This window comes from Streptomyces sp. NPDC053542, from assembly GCF_044544685.1.
Taxonomy (GTDB): domain Bacteria; phylum Actinomycetota; class Actinomycetes; order Streptomycetales; family Streptomycetaceae; genus Streptomyces.
The window spans coordinates 60,542-74,154 of the sequence record NZ_JBITXL010000008.1 but is presented as its reverse complement, the minus strand read 5'-3'; the positions used below and the strand labels follow the sequence as shown (position 1 = coordinate 74,154).

12 protein-coding genes are annotated in these 13,613 nt (G+C 70.9%); 6 read left to right on the top strand and 6 right to left on the bottom strand.

Annotation, left to right across the window (positions count from 1 at the left end):
- Positions 1-190 precede the first annotated feature (190 nt).
- The 4 genes from ACIGXO_RS22980 (at position 191) to ACIGXO_RS22965 (ending at position 3,796) form a co-directional block, all read left to right on the top strand.
- Positions 191-733 carry an ABC transporter substrate-binding protein gene (locus tag ACIGXO_RS22980; protein WP_351594174.1) on the top strand — a complete coding sequence of 181 codons (543 nt, stop codon included), beginning with the start codon at positions 191-193 and terminating at the stop codon, positions 731-733.
- Between the two features lie 59 nt (positions 734-792).
- Positions 793-1,845 (top strand): asparaginase, encoded by a 1,053-nt coding sequence (locus tag ACIGXO_RS22975; RefSeq protein ID WP_399789862.1) that lies wholly within the window; start codon positions 793-795, stop codon positions 1,843-1,845.
- A 116-nt stretch (positions 1,846-1,961) separates the two neighbouring features.
- Positions 1,962-3,203 (top strand): GNAT family N-acetyltransferase, encoded by a 1,242-nt coding sequence (locus ACIGXO_RS22970; RefSeq protein ID WP_399789859.1) that lies wholly within the window; start codon positions 1,962-1,964, stop codon positions 3,201-3,203.
- A gap of 161 nt (positions 3,204-3,364) precedes the next feature.
- Entirely contained in the window at positions 3,365-3,796 is a 432-nt protein-coding gene (locus tag ACIGXO_RS22965) for an ankyrin repeat domain-containing protein (RefSeq protein ID WP_399789856.1), read from the top strand.
- Between the two features lie 195 nt (positions 3,797-3,991).
- On the opposite strand, the gene ACIGXO_RS22960 is transcribed toward ACIGXO_RS22965, so the two are convergent.
- The gene (locus ACIGXO_RS22960) at positions 3,992-4,570 is read right to left on the bottom strand and encodes a TetR/AcrR family transcriptional regulator (protein ID WP_399789853.1); all 579 of its coding nucleotides are present in this window, start codon (positions 4,568-4,570) and stop codon (positions 3,992-3,994) included.
- Positions 4,571-4,668: 98 nt separating this feature from the next.
- On the opposite strand from ACIGXO_RS22960, the gene ACIGXO_RS22955 reads away from it, so the two are divergent.
- Positions 4,669-5,082: a VOC family protein gene (locus tag ACIGXO_RS22955; protein WP_399789850.1), complete on the top strand. Its 414-nt coding sequence runs from the start codon at positions 4,669-4,671 to the stop codon at positions 5,080-5,082.
- Between the two features lie 217 nt (positions 5,083-5,299).
- Here the strand turns inward: ACIGXO_RS22955 and ACIGXO_RS22950 are convergent, their stop codons facing one another.
- The 3 genes from ACIGXO_RS22950 to ACIGXO_RS22940 form a co-directional block, all read right to left on the bottom strand.
- On the bottom strand, positions 5,300-5,701 hold the full coding sequence (locus ACIGXO_RS22950; RefSeq protein WP_399789847.1) for an RNA-binding S4 domain-containing protein: 402 nt from the start codon (positions 5,699-5,701) through the stop codon (positions 5,300-5,302).
- A 124-nt stretch (positions 5,702-5,825) separates the two neighbouring features.
- Positions 5,826-6,812, bottom strand: a complete 987-nt coding sequence (locus ACIGXO_RS22945) for an aldo/keto reductase (protein ID WP_399789845.1) — start codon at positions 6,810-6,812, stop codon at positions 5,826-5,828.
- 144 nt (positions 6,813-6,956) lie between these two features.
- Positions 6,957-7,718: a class I SAM-dependent methyltransferase gene (locus ACIGXO_RS22940; RefSeq protein WP_399789842.1), complete on the bottom strand. Its 762-nt coding sequence runs from the start codon at positions 7,716-7,718 to the stop codon at positions 6,957-6,959.
- 201 nt (positions 7,719-7,919) lie between these two features.
- Here ACIGXO_RS22940 and ACIGXO_RS22935 point away from each other — a divergent pair, with 201 nt between their 5' ends.
- Positions 7,920-10,094 carry a DNA methyltransferase gene (locus ACIGXO_RS22935; protein ID WP_399789839.1) on the top strand — a complete coding sequence of 725 codons (2,175 nt, stop codon included), beginning with the start codon at positions 7,920-7,922 and terminating at the stop codon, positions 10,092-10,094.
- A 46-nt stretch (positions 10,095-10,140) separates the two neighbouring features.
- On the opposite strand, the gene ACIGXO_RS22930 is transcribed toward ACIGXO_RS22935, so the two are convergent.
- The gene (locus ACIGXO_RS22930) at positions 10,141-11,013 is read right to left on the bottom strand and encodes a hypothetical protein (protein WP_399789836.1); all 873 of its coding nucleotides are present in this window, start codon (positions 11,011-11,013) and stop codon (positions 10,141-10,143) included.
- A 158-nt stretch (positions 11,014-11,171) separates the two neighbouring features.
- Positions 11,172-13,580, bottom strand: a complete 2,409-nt coding sequence (locus ACIGXO_RS22925) for an ATP-binding cassette domain-containing protein (RefSeq protein ID WP_399789833.1) — start codon at positions 13,578-13,580, stop codon at positions 11,172-11,174.
- Between the last annotated feature and the right edge of the window lie 33 nt (positions 13,581-13,613).

Genomic DNA, 13,613 nt, shown 5'->3' with positions numbered 1-13,613 from the left:
GAGCACCGCCGGCGCCGGGCAGACACCCTCCGGTTCCGTACCATTTGCCCGTACATCCACCCAAGGGGCCGCGGCACCGTCCGCGAGCGGGCCCCTGCCCCCGCCGACGACGACGTCCACGTCCCGGCCCGAGCCGGCACCCCCGCCCGGGCGCCCGGCACAGGACGGTGACCGCACCGAGGATGGCCCCATGCTCCCCGCAGGCCCGGCACAGCCCCGCCCTCCGCTGCAGCGCGACCGCTTCCGTCCGGCCCCCCGGCCCGACCTCTCCGGGCTCGGCCTGCCCGAGATCCGCAAGCTGCGCCGGGACGCGCAGCAGGAGGAGGCCGACCTCAGCTATGTACGCCGGCTGCTCCAGGGCCGGATCGACATCCTGCGCGCCGAGGCCGCCCGGCGGGCCGCGCCGCAGACCACGGTCCTGGACCGGCTCCCGGAGATCCTGACCGACGAGCCGTCCCGGCACCGCTCCTCGGCCCGGCACGTCACGGTCGGGACGCCGCACAGCGAGGAGTACCGCCGGCTCGCCGAGGACATGCTCGGCGAGGTCGAGCTCTCCGACCTGGGTGCGCGCACGGACGCCGAGCTGCGGGAGGCGATGGCCCGGCTGGTCCAGTACGAGCGGCAGGTCTCGCTGCGCCGCCAGTCGCTGCAGCGCACGGCCGACGATTGCAGCGCGGAGATCGCCCGCAGGTACCGTGAAGGGGAAGCGCAAGTAGACGACCTGCTCTCCTGACGCGGAGGCCACCGGCCTTCCGAGGAGGCGGTCCGTGACCCGTCCCCGGAAGGCCCGCGATGACCTCCTCCTCCGCTCCCGAGCCCACGCACGAGCCCACCGGCCCGATATCCGGTGCGGACGCACCGATATCCGGTGCGCCGACCGCCGGGCAGTCCGCCGGGACTTCCGTCCCGCCCGTGCTCGCCGAGGTCGTCCGGTCCGGCTTCGTCGAGGGCGTGCACCGCGGCTCGCTGGTTGTCCTCGCCGCCGACGGCAGCGTGGACCTGGCGCTGGGCGACGTGACCTCGCCGGTCTTCCCGCGCTCCACGAACAAGCCGATGCAGGCCGCCGCGATCCTCCGCGCGGGCCTGGACCTGAGCGGCGAGCGCCTCGCACTGGCCGCCGCCAGCCACTCCGGCGAAAGCTTTCACCTCGATCTCGTGCAGAAGATGCTCGCCGAGCACGGCCTCTCCCCCGAGCAGCTGCAGACCCCGCCCGACCTGCCGCTGGACCCCACCGAGGCGGAGAACTACCTGGCGGCCGGCAAGGTCCGCGACCGGCTGACCATGAACTGCTCCGGGAAGCACACCGCCATGCTCGCCGCCTGCGCCGCGAACGGCTGGCCCCTGGAGAGCTACCTCGACCAGCACCACCCGCTCCAGCAGCTGGTCCTCCAAGCCGTACGGGATGCGAGCGGCGAGGCCGTCGACCACATCGGCACGGACGGCTGCGGCGCGCCCCTCATGGCGCTCTCGCTGACCGGCCTGGCCCGCTCCTACCGGCACTTCGTACTCGCCGAGCCCGGCACCCCCGAGCGCCGGGTCGCGGACGCGATGCGCGCGCACCCGGAGTACGTCGCGGGCACCCGCCGCCCCGACACCTGGTTGATGCGGGAGATCCCCGGCGTGCTGTCCAAGATGGGCGCGGAGGCCGTACAGGCGCTGGCGCTGCCCGACGGCCGCGCGCTCGCCTTCAAAATCGACGACGGCGCGACCCGCACGCTCGGCCCGGTCCTGGCCCGCACCCTGCGCCTGATGGGCATCGACGCCCCGGTACTCGACCGCATCGCGGACGTCCCCCTCCTGGGCGGCGCCGAGCGCGTGGGCAAGATCCGGGCGGCGTCTTTCTGAGCCGTCGGCGCGGCTCCTGGCCGTCGGGGTCCTTCTGGGCCGTCGCCGGCCTCGCGGGCCCTCGGCGCCGTGAAAACCAGGCGACAACCCGTCAGGAGCGTGGCTAGCGTACGTACATGAGCCTTGAGGTGCGTACGGTCGGTGAGGACGAATTCCACGGCTGGCTGGCGGCGGTGGGGACCGGCTTCCTGAAGTCGCCGGAAGTCTCCAAGGAACTGTTCGAGTGGCGGCTCGTCGGTACGGATCTCACGCGTACGCAGGGGGCGTTCGACGGCGAACGCTGCGTCGCGACCTTCCGCAGCTTCGCGCAGGAGCTGACGGTCGTGGGCGGCGCCCGGGTGCCGGCCGACGCCATTTCGCAGGTGACCGTCTCGCCCACGCACCGCCGCCGCGGCCTGCTCAGCCGGATGATGGCGCGGGACCTGGCGGCGGCGAAGGAGCGCGGCGACGCGGTGGCCACGCTGGTCGCCGCGGAGTACCCGATCTACGGACGGTACGGCTTCGGTCCCGCGGCGTCGTGCACGGAGTGGCGCATCGACGTGGCGCGCGCCCAGCTGGACGCGCGGTACGCGGGTCCGCAGGACGGCGGCCGGGTGGACTTCGTGACGCCCGAGGAGGTCCGCACCCTCGGCCCCGTCCTCCACGACCGCTTCCGCGCGCGGCAAGCGGGCGCCGTCTCGCGCGGCGAACGCTGGTGGACGCAGGCGACCGGCGCGGTCCGGTTCCCCGAGGAAACGTGGCGGGAGCCCTTCCACGCCGTGTACCGGTCACCCGGCGGCGAGGTCGAGGGCCTGGTCACGTACACCAGTGACGATCGCTGGGAACACGAGCGGCCCGAACAGACGCTCCAGGTCAGCAGGCTGATCACGATCACCCCGGCCGCCGAGCGCGCCCTGTGGCACTTCCTCTGCTCGATCGACTGGATCCTGCACGTGAAGACCGGGCCCCGCGCCCCCGACGACCTGATGCCGCAGCTGCTCGGCGACCCGCGCGCCGCGAGCATCGAGACGCACGCCGACTTCCTGTGGCTACGGCCCCTGGACGTACCGCGGTTGCTGGCGGCGCGGACGTACGGCGGGCCCGGGTCACTGGTCCTGGAGGTGCGGGACGCGGACGGGTACGCCGCGGGCCGGTACCACCTCGACGCCGGGCCCGAAGGCGCCACCTGCACGCGCACCACCCGTTCCGCCGACCTCACGCTCGACGTCCGGGAACTGGCCACGCTGTACCTCGGCGACGAGTCCCCCACGCGGCTCGCGGCGCTCGGCCGGGTCCAGGAGGACCGGCCCGGCGCGCTCGCCACCGCGGAGACGCTGCTGCGGACAGCGCGCCGGCCGTGGTGCCCGGACCTCTTCTGAGGGCGTACCGTCTCCGAGACGTACTGTCCTCCGAGGCGTGCTCGCCTTCCGAGACGTTCCGAGACGTACCGTTTTCCGCGGCGTACCCTCGCCGCCAACGGCCGTGGCCTGCATAAAGTGGCCAGTGCAGGCGCACACCACGAGAGCAGGAGGCCGACAGCATGAGCGAGACGACACCAGGCGCGCAGGGCCCCGAGTCGATCGAGCACGCGCACGACCCCGAGGTGCTGCAGCTGGCGGCCAAGGTCTTCGACCTGGCGCGGCAGGGCGACACCGACACGGTCGCCGCGTACGTCGACGCCGGGGTGCCCGCCAACCTCACCAACGAGAAGGGCGATTCGCTCCTCATGCTGGCCGCGTACCACGGTCATGTCGCGACCGTCGAGGCCCTGCTCCAGCGCGGCGCGGACGCCGACCGGCCCAACGACCGTGGCCAGACCCCGATCGCGGGCGCGGTCTTCAAGGGCGAGGACGCGATCGTACGGCTGCTGCTGAGCCACGGCGCGGACCCGGCCGCGGGCTCACCGTCCGCGCTGGACACTGCCCGCATGTTCGAGAAGAAGGAACTGCTGGAGCTGTTCGAGAGCCAGTGAACCGCCGCTGGACGCGGGAGTCCGGCACGGGACGTACACCGGTGCCGCACTCCGGCGTCACGGCTCGGGCGCGCGGCACACACCCGCGTCGCGGCTCCGGCGCGCGGCACTCGACCGCGCCGTGGCTCCGGTCTCAAGAGGGCCGGCGGTCTCAAGAGGGCCCGGCCGGGCCCGGTCGAGGTCACCCGGCCGGGATCACGCGGTCGACGGGATCACCCGGTCGACCAGGGCGGCGATCAGCCCGTCCGTCTCCTCGGCCGGCACCACGCCCGGCAGCGTGAGCTGCTCCAGCATCAGCCCGGTCATCGCGAGATACATCAGCAGCACGGCCGTACGGTCGCCCGGCAGCCCGCCCTCCCGGTGGAAGCGGAGATCCTCCTCCAGCGCGCCGCGCATGGTGGCGGTCAGCTCCTCCCGCAGCTCGGGCCGCCGGGTGGCCTCCAGGCGCAGCTCCAGCATCGCCAGGTAACCGGTGCGGTTCGCGCTCACCCTGCGGTTGATCCACCCCATCAGCTCGGTCACCAGCTCGCGCCCGCGCGGCGCCGTCATGACCTCGGCGACCTCGTCCGGATCCGGCGCGATGCGCTGGTGGATCTGCCCGGTGACCTGCGCCAGCAGATCGTCCCTGGTGGCGAAGTAGTTGGACGCGGTGCCCTTCGGTACGCCCGCCTCCGCATCCACGGCACGGAACGTCAGCCCGCGCGCACCGTCCCTTGCCAGCACCTCGATCGCCGCGTCCACCAGCGCCGTACGCCGCTCCGGATTGCGCACCACCGGCAGCCTCCTCGCTCTCACCCCTTGCAACCACTACACGTAACGTACTACACATACAGTGGTTAGCGGCGCACGGCCGCCAACAGGGAGGGGAACCCATGCGCTTCGAAAAGCTGGGCATCGCCGTACTGACCGACGACACCGCCGCCAGCAGCCGCTTCTACACCGAGCACTTCGGCTTCACCCAGGTCGCCGACCTGGGCTGGTACGTCAGCCTGCACCACCCCGAACACCCGGCATACGTCCTGGACTTCGTCCAACGCGGCCACGAGTCCATGCCGGCAGGCTTCCGCACCCAGGACACCGCGGGCCTCTGCCTCGCCTTCCTGGTCACGGACGCGGCCGCCGAGGAGGCCACGCTGCGCGAACGGGGCGTACCGATCACCGCCCCGCTCCGCGACGAGCCATGGGGCCAACGCCGCTTCAACGTCCACAGCCCGGAAGGCATCCTGATCGAAGTACTGCAGCTCATCGAGCCGAACCCGGCTTGGCTTGCGGAGAACGGAGGCTGAGGCTCAACGCTCCCCTCCGAATGCCCCTCCGCCCCCCGAGAATGCCCCTCCGGGGATCTCGCCTCCGTCCGAGGATGCCCCTCCGGAAGTCCCGCTCCCTCCGAGAATGCCCCTCCGGGGGCCCTCCCCTCCCCCCTCCCCACCCCCTTCGGCTGTCAGCTCAGCTCTCAGCTCAGCTCTCAGCTCGGCTGTCAGCTCAGCTGTCAGCCCGGGGCTGTCAGCTCGGCCCCTCCCCCGTCCCCCCACGTCGCGCCCACAGGCGTTCCATCTCGCGGCGGTCGCGCTTGGTCGGGCGGCCCGTGCCGCGGTCGCGGATCGGGACCTGTACGGCGATCTCGCGGGGCGGCGGGGGCGGGCTGTTGTCGATGTAGCACTCGACCGCGACCGGCGCCCCGACCCGTTTCTTCACGAGCCGCTTCACGACCACGATCCGCTCCCGCCCGGCGTGCCGCAGCCGCACCTCGTCGCCGGTCCGCACGCCGTGCGCCGCCTTCACGCGCTCGCCGTTGACCCGCACGTGCCCGCCCCGGCACGCCGTGGCCGCCATCGACCGCGTCTTCATGAGCCGCACGGACCAGATCCAGCTGTCGATCCGCACGCTCCCCTCGTCCTCACTCATGTCTCCGACTTTACGGCGGGACGGCGCGCGGCGAGCGGGCCTGTGGGCAAGCCCGGGGGAGTCCGGGGAAAACCGGGGCTGTGGACAACCCCGTCACCCCCGGACCGGCGCCCGTCACCCCGGGTCAGCGGTTGACGAAGGTCAGGCTCGTCGCGTCGTACCGCGTGCCGGCCACCGCCTCGGCCGGGGCCACCGCGTCGATGGCGGCCAGCTCGTCGGCGGACAGCCCGATGGCGACCGCGGCGACGTTCTCCAGCAGGTACTTCTCACGACGCGTGCCCGGGATCGGCACGACGTCCGCGCCGCGGTGCTGCACCCAGGCCAGCGCCAGCTGTCCGGCCGTGATGCCCTTCTCGGCGGCCAGCTCGTTCAGCTGCTCGACGATGGCGAGGTTGCGCTCCAGGTTGCCGTCGGCGAACCGCGGCTGGGTACGCCGTACGTCGCCCTCCGCCAGCCCGTCCACGGACCGGTACTGCCCGGTGAGGAAGCCGCGGCCGAGCGGCGAGAACGGCACGATCCCGATGCCCAGCTCCCGGCAGACCGGCGCGATCTCCTCCTCCAGGTCCCGCGTCCACAGCGACCACTCGCTCTGCAGCGCGGCGATCGGGTGGACTGCGTGCGCCCGCCGGATCGTTTCCGCGCTCGCCTCGGACAGCCCGAGGTGCCGCACCTTCCCGGCCGCGACCAGCTCCGCCATCGCCCCGACGGTCTCCTCGATCGGCACCTCGGGGTCGACGCGGTGCTGGTAGTACAGGTCGATGTGGTCGACGCCGAGCCGGCGCAGCGAGGCGTCGCACGCCTGGCGTACGTACGCGGCGTCGCCCCGGATCGCGGTCGGTTCGCCGAGCTTGTTGGCGAAGCCGAACTTCGTGGCGATCACGGCGTCGTCGCGGCGGCCGGCGACGGCCCGCCCGACCAGTTCCTCGTTGTGCCCGGCCCCGTAGAAGTCGGAGGTGTCCAGGAGGCTCACACCGAGGTCGAGCGCGCGGTGGATGGTCGCGATCGACTGCGCGTCGTCCGAAGCGCCGTACCCGTGGCTCATCCCCATGCAGCCCAGTCCCTGCGCGGAAACGGTCAGGGCGCCGAGCTGCCGGGTGGGAATGCTGGTCATGCGATTACCTCCTGAAGTGCCCCGTCCCCCGTGGGCGAGGACTGTTTCGGGCTCACGTCAGCGACGGTAGGAGTTGGAGCGCACTCGAAGTCAACCACCGCCCGCCCGGGCGTCTTCACCCGTTCCCGCCGCGGTACCCCGAACTCACTCCGGCTTGCGCGCCTCGATCAGGAAGCGGGTGGAGTGGGCGACGAACGGTCCCTCCTCCTGGATCTTCTCGTGCAGCTCGCGCAGCCGGTCCCGGTACTGCGCGACGGTGAAGCCGGGCACCATCCAGATCACCTTCCGCAGGAAGTAGACGACCGCGCCGACGTCGAAGAACTCCATCCGCAGGCGCTCGAACCGCAGGTCGGTGATCTCCAGCCCGGCCGCCTCGGCGGCCGCCCGCTCGTCGTCGGGGTGGCGCGCCCGCCGGGTCTCCTCGGGCTGCGGCCCCAGGAAGTACTCCACCAGCTCGAACACGCTCCCGTGCCCCACGTGCTGCGCGAAGTACGTGCCACCGGGCCGCAGTACGCGCGCGATCTCCGCCCACCACACCGTCGCCGGATGCCGGCTGGTCACCAGGTCGAACGCGTCGTCGGCGAACGGCAGCGGCGGCTCGTCCGCGTCTGCGACGACCACCGCGCCGAGCGGGTGCAGCAGCCGGGTCGCCTTGGTGACATTCGGCGGCCAGGACTCGGTGGCCACCATCACCGGCGGCAGCTTCGGGGCCCCCGCGAGTACCTCGCCGCCGCCGGTCTGGATGTCCAGCGCGGCCGAGACCCCCGCCAGCCGCTCGCCCATCAGCCGCTGGTACCCCCACGAGGGCCGCGCCTCGGTGGCCCGCCCGTCCAGCCACGAGAAGTCCCACCCCTCGACGGACACGGATTCGGCCTCGCCCACCAGCTCATCAAAATCACGCACCATACCGGCCATCGTCACCCGCCCCCCGACCACCGGCAAACGATTTCCGGGCCGGCCGGCACCGGAGATCCGGCCGGCCGGCACCGGAGATCCGGCCGGCCGGTACCGGACCTTGCCGGCCCGTACTGGATCCTGCCGGGCGCTGCCGGGCGTCCGCTCCGCTGGAGCGGACCGGCGATACTTGGACCGAACCTGGAGGTGTGAATGACGGTCTTCGAGCAGGACAGCATTTTCGGTGCTGCGGAGGACGCCCCGACGACGATCGTCCGGACCGCGGTCCCGACGGTGACGGCGCTGGAGACGGCCTTTCCTGCCGGGATCGTGTCGGCGGCCGGCGAGCGGGAGTCCTGGCGCAAGGAAGTGCACCGCCCCGCCACCCACACCCACAAGTGGTGGGCGCAGCGGCTCGGGTCCGTCTTCCGCGGCATCCTGGCCGCGGCGGTGGCTCAGGACGAACAGGATGCGGTCGACTGCTACAGCAATGCGCTCCGGCTCGACGGCCTCGTCGTCTGCGACCCGTTCGCCGGCTCCGGGACGACGCTGGCGGAGGCGGCCAAGCTCGGCGCAAAGGTGATCGGCAAGGACATCAATCCGGTGGCCACCCTGGTCCAGCGGCAGGCCCTGGCCCGCTGGGACCGTACCCGGCTGGACCGGGCATTCGAGCAGGTGGAGTCCCAGGTCCGCGCCGAGATCGACCGGCTGCACAAGGACCGGCACGGCCGGCCCGTCCTGTACTACTTCTGGGTCGCGCTGGCCGCGTGCGCGCAGTGCCCTCCGGACGCGCCGCCGGTGGAACTGTTCAGCCGGTACGTCTTCGCCCAGCACGCCTACCCGAAGAAATATCCGGAGAGCAAGGCCACGTGTCCGCACTGTCACGCGGTCGTCCTCGTGAACGTGGTGCGGGACGCGCAGCTCACCTGCCACGCCTGCGGCCGGACCGCGGACCTGGCCGGTCCGGTCAACCGCGCGACCATGACCTGCCCGCTGGGCCACACGACGAAGGTCATCGACGCCCTGGGCGGGCGGCCTCCGCGGCTCCGGATGTACGCGAAGCAGGTACTTGCCGCCGACGGATCGCGCGCTTACGAACCCATCGACGACTTCGATCTGGCGCTCTACGCGGAGGCCGGGAAACTGCTCGAAGAACGCGGTGAAGAGCTCGTACTGCCGGTCGGCACGCTGGACGACGGGCACAACACCCGGCAGGCGCTCCGCTGGAATTATCGCGAATGGCGGCAGTTCTTCAACGACCGTCAGCTCTACAGTCTTGGACTGCTCGGCAAGGCCATCCGTGACCTCGATCCGGGGCCGGAGCGGGAGGCGCTGGCGGCGCTCTTCTCCGGAGTGCTCGAATTCAACAATCTCTTCTGTTCGTTCAAGGGCGAGGGAACCGGTGCCGTCCGGCACATGTTCTCCCACCACGTTCTGAAGCCGGAACGGATCCCGCTCGAGGCGCACCCGTGGGGTACCCCCGCGTCTTCCGGGGCTTTCTCCACGCTGTATCAGTCACGCATCGTCCGTGCTTGGGAGTACAAGCGCGCTCCGCACGATCTCGTGCCCATGGACGGCTCGCCACAGCCACAACGTGTCTTCGGGCTGTCACAGCCCCTCGCGATGGAAATCGGCGGTGCCGAGGATTTCACGCGGGAGAACGTGCCCGCGTATGTCCGCTCCGGGTCTTCGTCCTCGTTCGACCTTCCCGATGAGTCGGTGGACCTGGTCATCACCGATCCGCCGTTCATGGACAACGTCCACTACAGCGAGCTCGCCGACTTCTTCCACGCCTGGCTCCGGCAGCTCCAGCCTTTCGAGAGCTACCCGAAAACCGCCGTCACGACCCGCCACCCGGAGGAAGTACAGTCCGCCGACCCCGCGGAATTCGGCCGCGCGCTTGCCGCCGTGTGGAAGGAGTGCGCCCGGCTCCTGAAGCCGGACGGTCTGCTCGCGTTCACCTTCCATCAGGCGCGGATCACCGGGTGGGTCGAGCTGGTCAAGGCGCTGGAGAACGCGGGACTGGTCATTACCGCGGTGCAGCCCGTCAAGGCGGAGATGAGTACGAGCACCGTCAAGTCCAGCGCCGCCGATCCGTCGAATCTGGACTCGATCGTGGTGTGCCGGCTCACCGGGCATACGGTTCCCGAACGGCTCACGGTGGAATCCGTACGGGATCGTGCGGTGGTCGCGCTGCGCGAGTGTCAGGACGCCGGCGTCAAGGTCGGTTATGCGGATGTGGAATCCGTGGTCCGGGGATCCATCCTCGCGCTGCACACCATTCCCGGCAACTCGCTGTCCCTTGAGGAACTGACGGCGACAGCCGGTGAGGCGGTTACCGCGGCTGCCGCCGCCCTCGACGTGCGCTCCAACCGCGCCGGCCGCTGACCGCGCCGGTCGCTGACCGCGCCCACCGATATCCGTTCCCGTCACGCTATCCGAGCGTGAGCGTCCGGAGGTCGATTTCGAACCGGCCGCGCTGAGCCGTCTCTTCCTTGCGTTTCGACGGCTGGGGGAAGGGGTCGTGTGCTGTCTCCTCGACCGGGGGAGACAGTTTGGCGAGCCGGTAACAGTGGAATCGCTCGGACACCCCCGAGGGGACGGTCCGGGTCATCTCGCGTACATGGGCGAGGGGTTGCTCGTCCGCGAGATCGTCGCGCTCACTGATGAGAGTCGCCGCGCCCAGCGTCCATTCCCAGCCGAGCGGGTTGGAGAAGAGCAGCATCGGCCGCACGCGGTTCGCTCCGTCACCGTAGGTGCCGAGCCGGATCTCCTTTGTCCGCGTACCCGTGATGCGGTCGTAGAGGTCGATGTCCTTGTTCAGCACTGCCCCAGCCACCAGCACCATCGAATGCACGCACACCGTGCCGCCTTCTTCGTCGCCTTCCAGAGCAACGAAGAGATAGAAACCGGGAATCCGGATCTCGCTGCCGTCCTCGGCGTATACGCGCACGGTCGCGCAGGGCGGGGTGCTGTTGTAGTCGAGACCCGTGGAACGCGCGGGCTTGCCGTTCCTGCCGAGATCGACCTTCTTGACCTCGAGTCCGAAGATCGCGCGCGGGTCGTAGTCGGCGCCGCCGGACTTCAGGAGCTCGTACTCCTCGGGCCGCGCGATCACGACATCGGGGCTGACCAGGGGCTTGTCCGCGCGGAGTACGAGGACCTCCGTCGGCAGCTCTGCGCGCAACAGTTCGGTGACGTACTCGTCGAACGGGTCGTCCTGCGTGTTCCGCTTGTCCCGCAGCCGGAACGGCACCGCACGTCCCGCGTCATCGAAGAACGCCTCCGACAGGATGGTGAAGGCCATCGCCGGCAAGTCCCCTGGCCGGACACGGCCGTTCGCGTCAGAGCTCATGACGTCAGAAGTAGCACAGAGGTGCGGCGGCCCGCAGGCAGATGATCACAACGCCGCGGGCCCGCCGCCTCGGTCGGCTGCTCCGGCCAGTCGCCCGGTCAGCCGCCCCGTCACCCGCCCACGTAAGCCGCCAAGTGCTCCCCCGTAAGCGTCGCGCGGGCCGCGATCAGCTCAGCGGGCGTGCCCTCGAAGACGATCCTGCCGCCGTCGTGGCCCGCGCCGGGGCCGAGGTCGATGAGCCAGTCGGCGTGTGCCATGACGGCCTGGTGGTGCTCGACCACGACGACCGACTTGCCGGCGTCGACGAGCCGGTCCAGGAGGCCGAGCAGTTGTTGCACGTCGGCGAGGTGCAGGCCGGCGGTCGGCTCGTCGAGGACGTAGATGCCGCCCTTCTCGCCCAGGTGCGTGGCCAGCTTCAGCCGCTGCCGTTCGCCGCCGGAGAGGGTGGTGAGCGGCTGGCCGAGGGTGAGGTAGCCGAGCCCGACGTCGGCCAGCCGCTCCAGGATCTTGTGCGCGGCCGGCACGCGCGCCTCGCCCGCGGCGAAGAACTCCAGGGCTTCGGCCACCGGCATCGCGAGGACCTCGCTGATGTCGCGTCCGCCGAGGTGGTAGTCCAGTACGGCGGCGTCGAACCGCTTTCCGTCGCACTCCTCGCAGGTCGTGGCGGTACCGGCCATGATCGCCAGGTCCGTGTAGACGACGCCGGCGCCCTTGCACGTGGGGCAGGCGCCCTCGGAGTTGGCGCTGAACAGCGCCGGCTTCACGCCGTTGGCCTTGGCGAACGCCTTGCGGATCGGGTCGAGCAGACCGGTGTACGTCGCCGGGTTGCTCCGTCGCGAGCCGCGGATCGCGCTCTGGTCGACCGAGACCACGCCCTCCCCGGCCGCTCCCCGCTGCTGACACAGCGACCCGTGCACGAGTGAGCTCTTGCCGGACCCGGCGACGCCCGTGACGACGGTCAGTACGCCGAGCGGAATGTCGACATCGACGTTCTGGAGGTTGTGCGTCGAGGCGCCGCGGATCTCCAGCACTCCACTGGGCTTGCGTACCGTGTCCTTCACCGCCGCCCGGTCGTCGAAGTGCCGGCCGGTGACCGTACCGCCGGCCCGCAGCCCCTCGACGGTGCCCTCGAAGCAGACGCTGCCGCCGCCCGAACCAGCGCCGGGGCCGAGGTCGACGACATGGTCGGCGATCGCGATCAGCTCCGGCTTGTGCTCCACGACGAGCACCGTGTTGCCCTTGTCCCGCAGCCGCAGCAGCAGGTCGTTCATCCGCTGGATGTCGTGCGGGTGCAGGCCCGTGGTCGGCTCGTCGAAGACGTACGTGGTGTCGGTGAGCGACGAGCCGAGGTGCCGGATCATCTTGACGCGCTGCGCCTCACCGCCCGACAAGGTGCCGGACGGCCGGTCGAGCGAGAGATAGCCGAGGCCGATCTCCACGAACGAGTCGAGGGTCTGCTGCAGCGCGGTGAGCAGCGGCGCCACCGAGGGCTCGGCGAGTCCGCGTACCCAGGCGGCCAGGTCGCTGATCTGCATCGCGCACGCGTCGGCGATGCTGATCCCGCCGATCTTCGACGACCGGGCGGCCTCGCTGAGCCGGGTGCCGTCGCAGTCGGGGCAGGTGGCGAAGGTGACCGCGCGCTCCACGAACGCCCGGACGTGCGGCTGCAGCGAGTCGACGTCCTTGGCCAGCATCGACTTCTGGATCTTCGGGATCAGGCCCTCGTACGTGAGGTTGATGCCCTCGACCTTGATCTTGGTCGGTTCCTTGTACAGCAGGTCGTGCAGCTGCTTCTTGGTGAAGCGGCGGATCGGCTTGTCCGGGTCGAAGAACCCGCAGCCGGTGAAGATGCGGCCGTACCAGCCGTCCATGCTGTAGCCGGGGATCGTGAGCGCGCCCTCGTTCAGCGACTTGCTGTCGTCGTACAGCTCGGTCAGGTCGATGTCGGTGACGGAGCCCCGGCCCTCGCAGCGCGGACACATTCCGCCGGTGATGCGGAAGCTGCGCCGCTCCTTCACCGTCCGGCCGCCGCGCTCCACGGTGACCGCGCCCGCGCCGCTGATCGAGGCGACGTTGAAGGCGAACGCCTTGGGCGAGCCGATGTAGGGCTTGCCGAGGCGGCTGAAGAGGATGCGCAGCATGGCGTTGGCGTCGGTGGCGGTGCCGACCGTGGAGCGCGGGTCGGCCCCCAGCCGCTGCTGGTCGACGGTGATCACGGTGGTCAGTCCGTCGAGCACGTCGACCTCGGGCCGTGCGAGCGTCGGCATGAATCCCTGCAGGAAGGCGCTGTACGTCTCGTTGATCAGCCGCTGCGACTCGGCGGCGATCGTGTCGAACACCAGCGAGCTCTTGCCCGAACCGGAGACGCCGGTGAACACCGTCAGGCGGCGCTTCGGGATCTCGATGCTGACGTCCTTGAGATTGTTCTCGCGCGCGCCGTGCACACGGATCAGATCGTGGCTGTCGGCGACGTGCGGCGCGGGCGGCTGCGCGCCGGTCCCCGTGGCCCTGCTCTTCATGTCTCCCCCTGCATCACGACGACTCATGTGACG

What these genes read in the sequence shown, in the direction of transcription:
- ACIGXO_RS22980 (WP_351594174.1), top strand. Translation starts at nt 191, where the DNA reads ATGCTCCCCGCAGGCCCGGCACAGCCCCGCCCTCCGCTGCAGCGCGAC.
- ACIGXO_RS22925 (WP_399789833.1), bottom strand. Translation starts at nt 13,580, where the DNA reads ATGAAGAGCAGGGCCACGGGGACCGGCGCGCAGCCGCCCGCGCCGCAC.
- ACIGXO_RS22975 (WP_399789862.1), top strand. Translation starts at nt 793, where the DNA reads ATGACCTCCTCCTCCGCTCCCGAGCCCACGCACGAGCCCACCGGCCCG.
- ACIGXO_RS22965 (WP_399789856.1), top strand. Translation starts at nt 3,365, where the DNA reads ATGAGCGAGACGACACCAGGCGCGCAGGGCCCCGAGTCGATCGAGCAC.
- ACIGXO_RS22955 (WP_399789850.1), top strand. Translation starts at nt 4,669, where the DNA reads ATGCGCTTCGAAAAGCTGGGCATCGCCGTACTGACCGACGACACCGCC.
- ACIGXO_RS22945 (WP_399789845.1), bottom strand. Translation starts at nt 6,812, where the DNA reads ATGACCAGCATTCCCACCCGGCAGCTCGGCGCCCTGACCGTTTCCGCG.
- ACIGXO_RS22950 (WP_399789847.1), bottom strand. Translation starts at nt 5,701, where the DNA reads ATGAGTGAGGACGAGGGGAGCGTGCGGATCGACAGCTGGATCTGGTCC.
- ACIGXO_RS22935 (WP_399789839.1), top strand. Translation starts at nt 7,920, where the DNA reads ATGACGGTCTTCGAGCAGGACAGCATTTTCGGTGCTGCGGAGGACGCC.
- ACIGXO_RS22970 (WP_399789859.1), top strand. Translation starts at nt 1,962, where the DNA reads ATGAGCCTTGAGGTGCGTACGGTCGGTGAGGACGAATTCCACGGCTGG.
- ACIGXO_RS22930 (WP_399789836.1), bottom strand. Translation starts at nt 11,013, where the DNA reads ATGGCCTTCACCATCCTGTCGGAGGCGTTCTTCGATGACGCGGGACGT.
- ACIGXO_RS22940 (WP_399789842.1), bottom strand. Translation starts at nt 7,718, where the DNA reads ATGGTGCGTGATTTTGATGAGCTGGTGGGCGAGGCCGAATCCGTGTCC.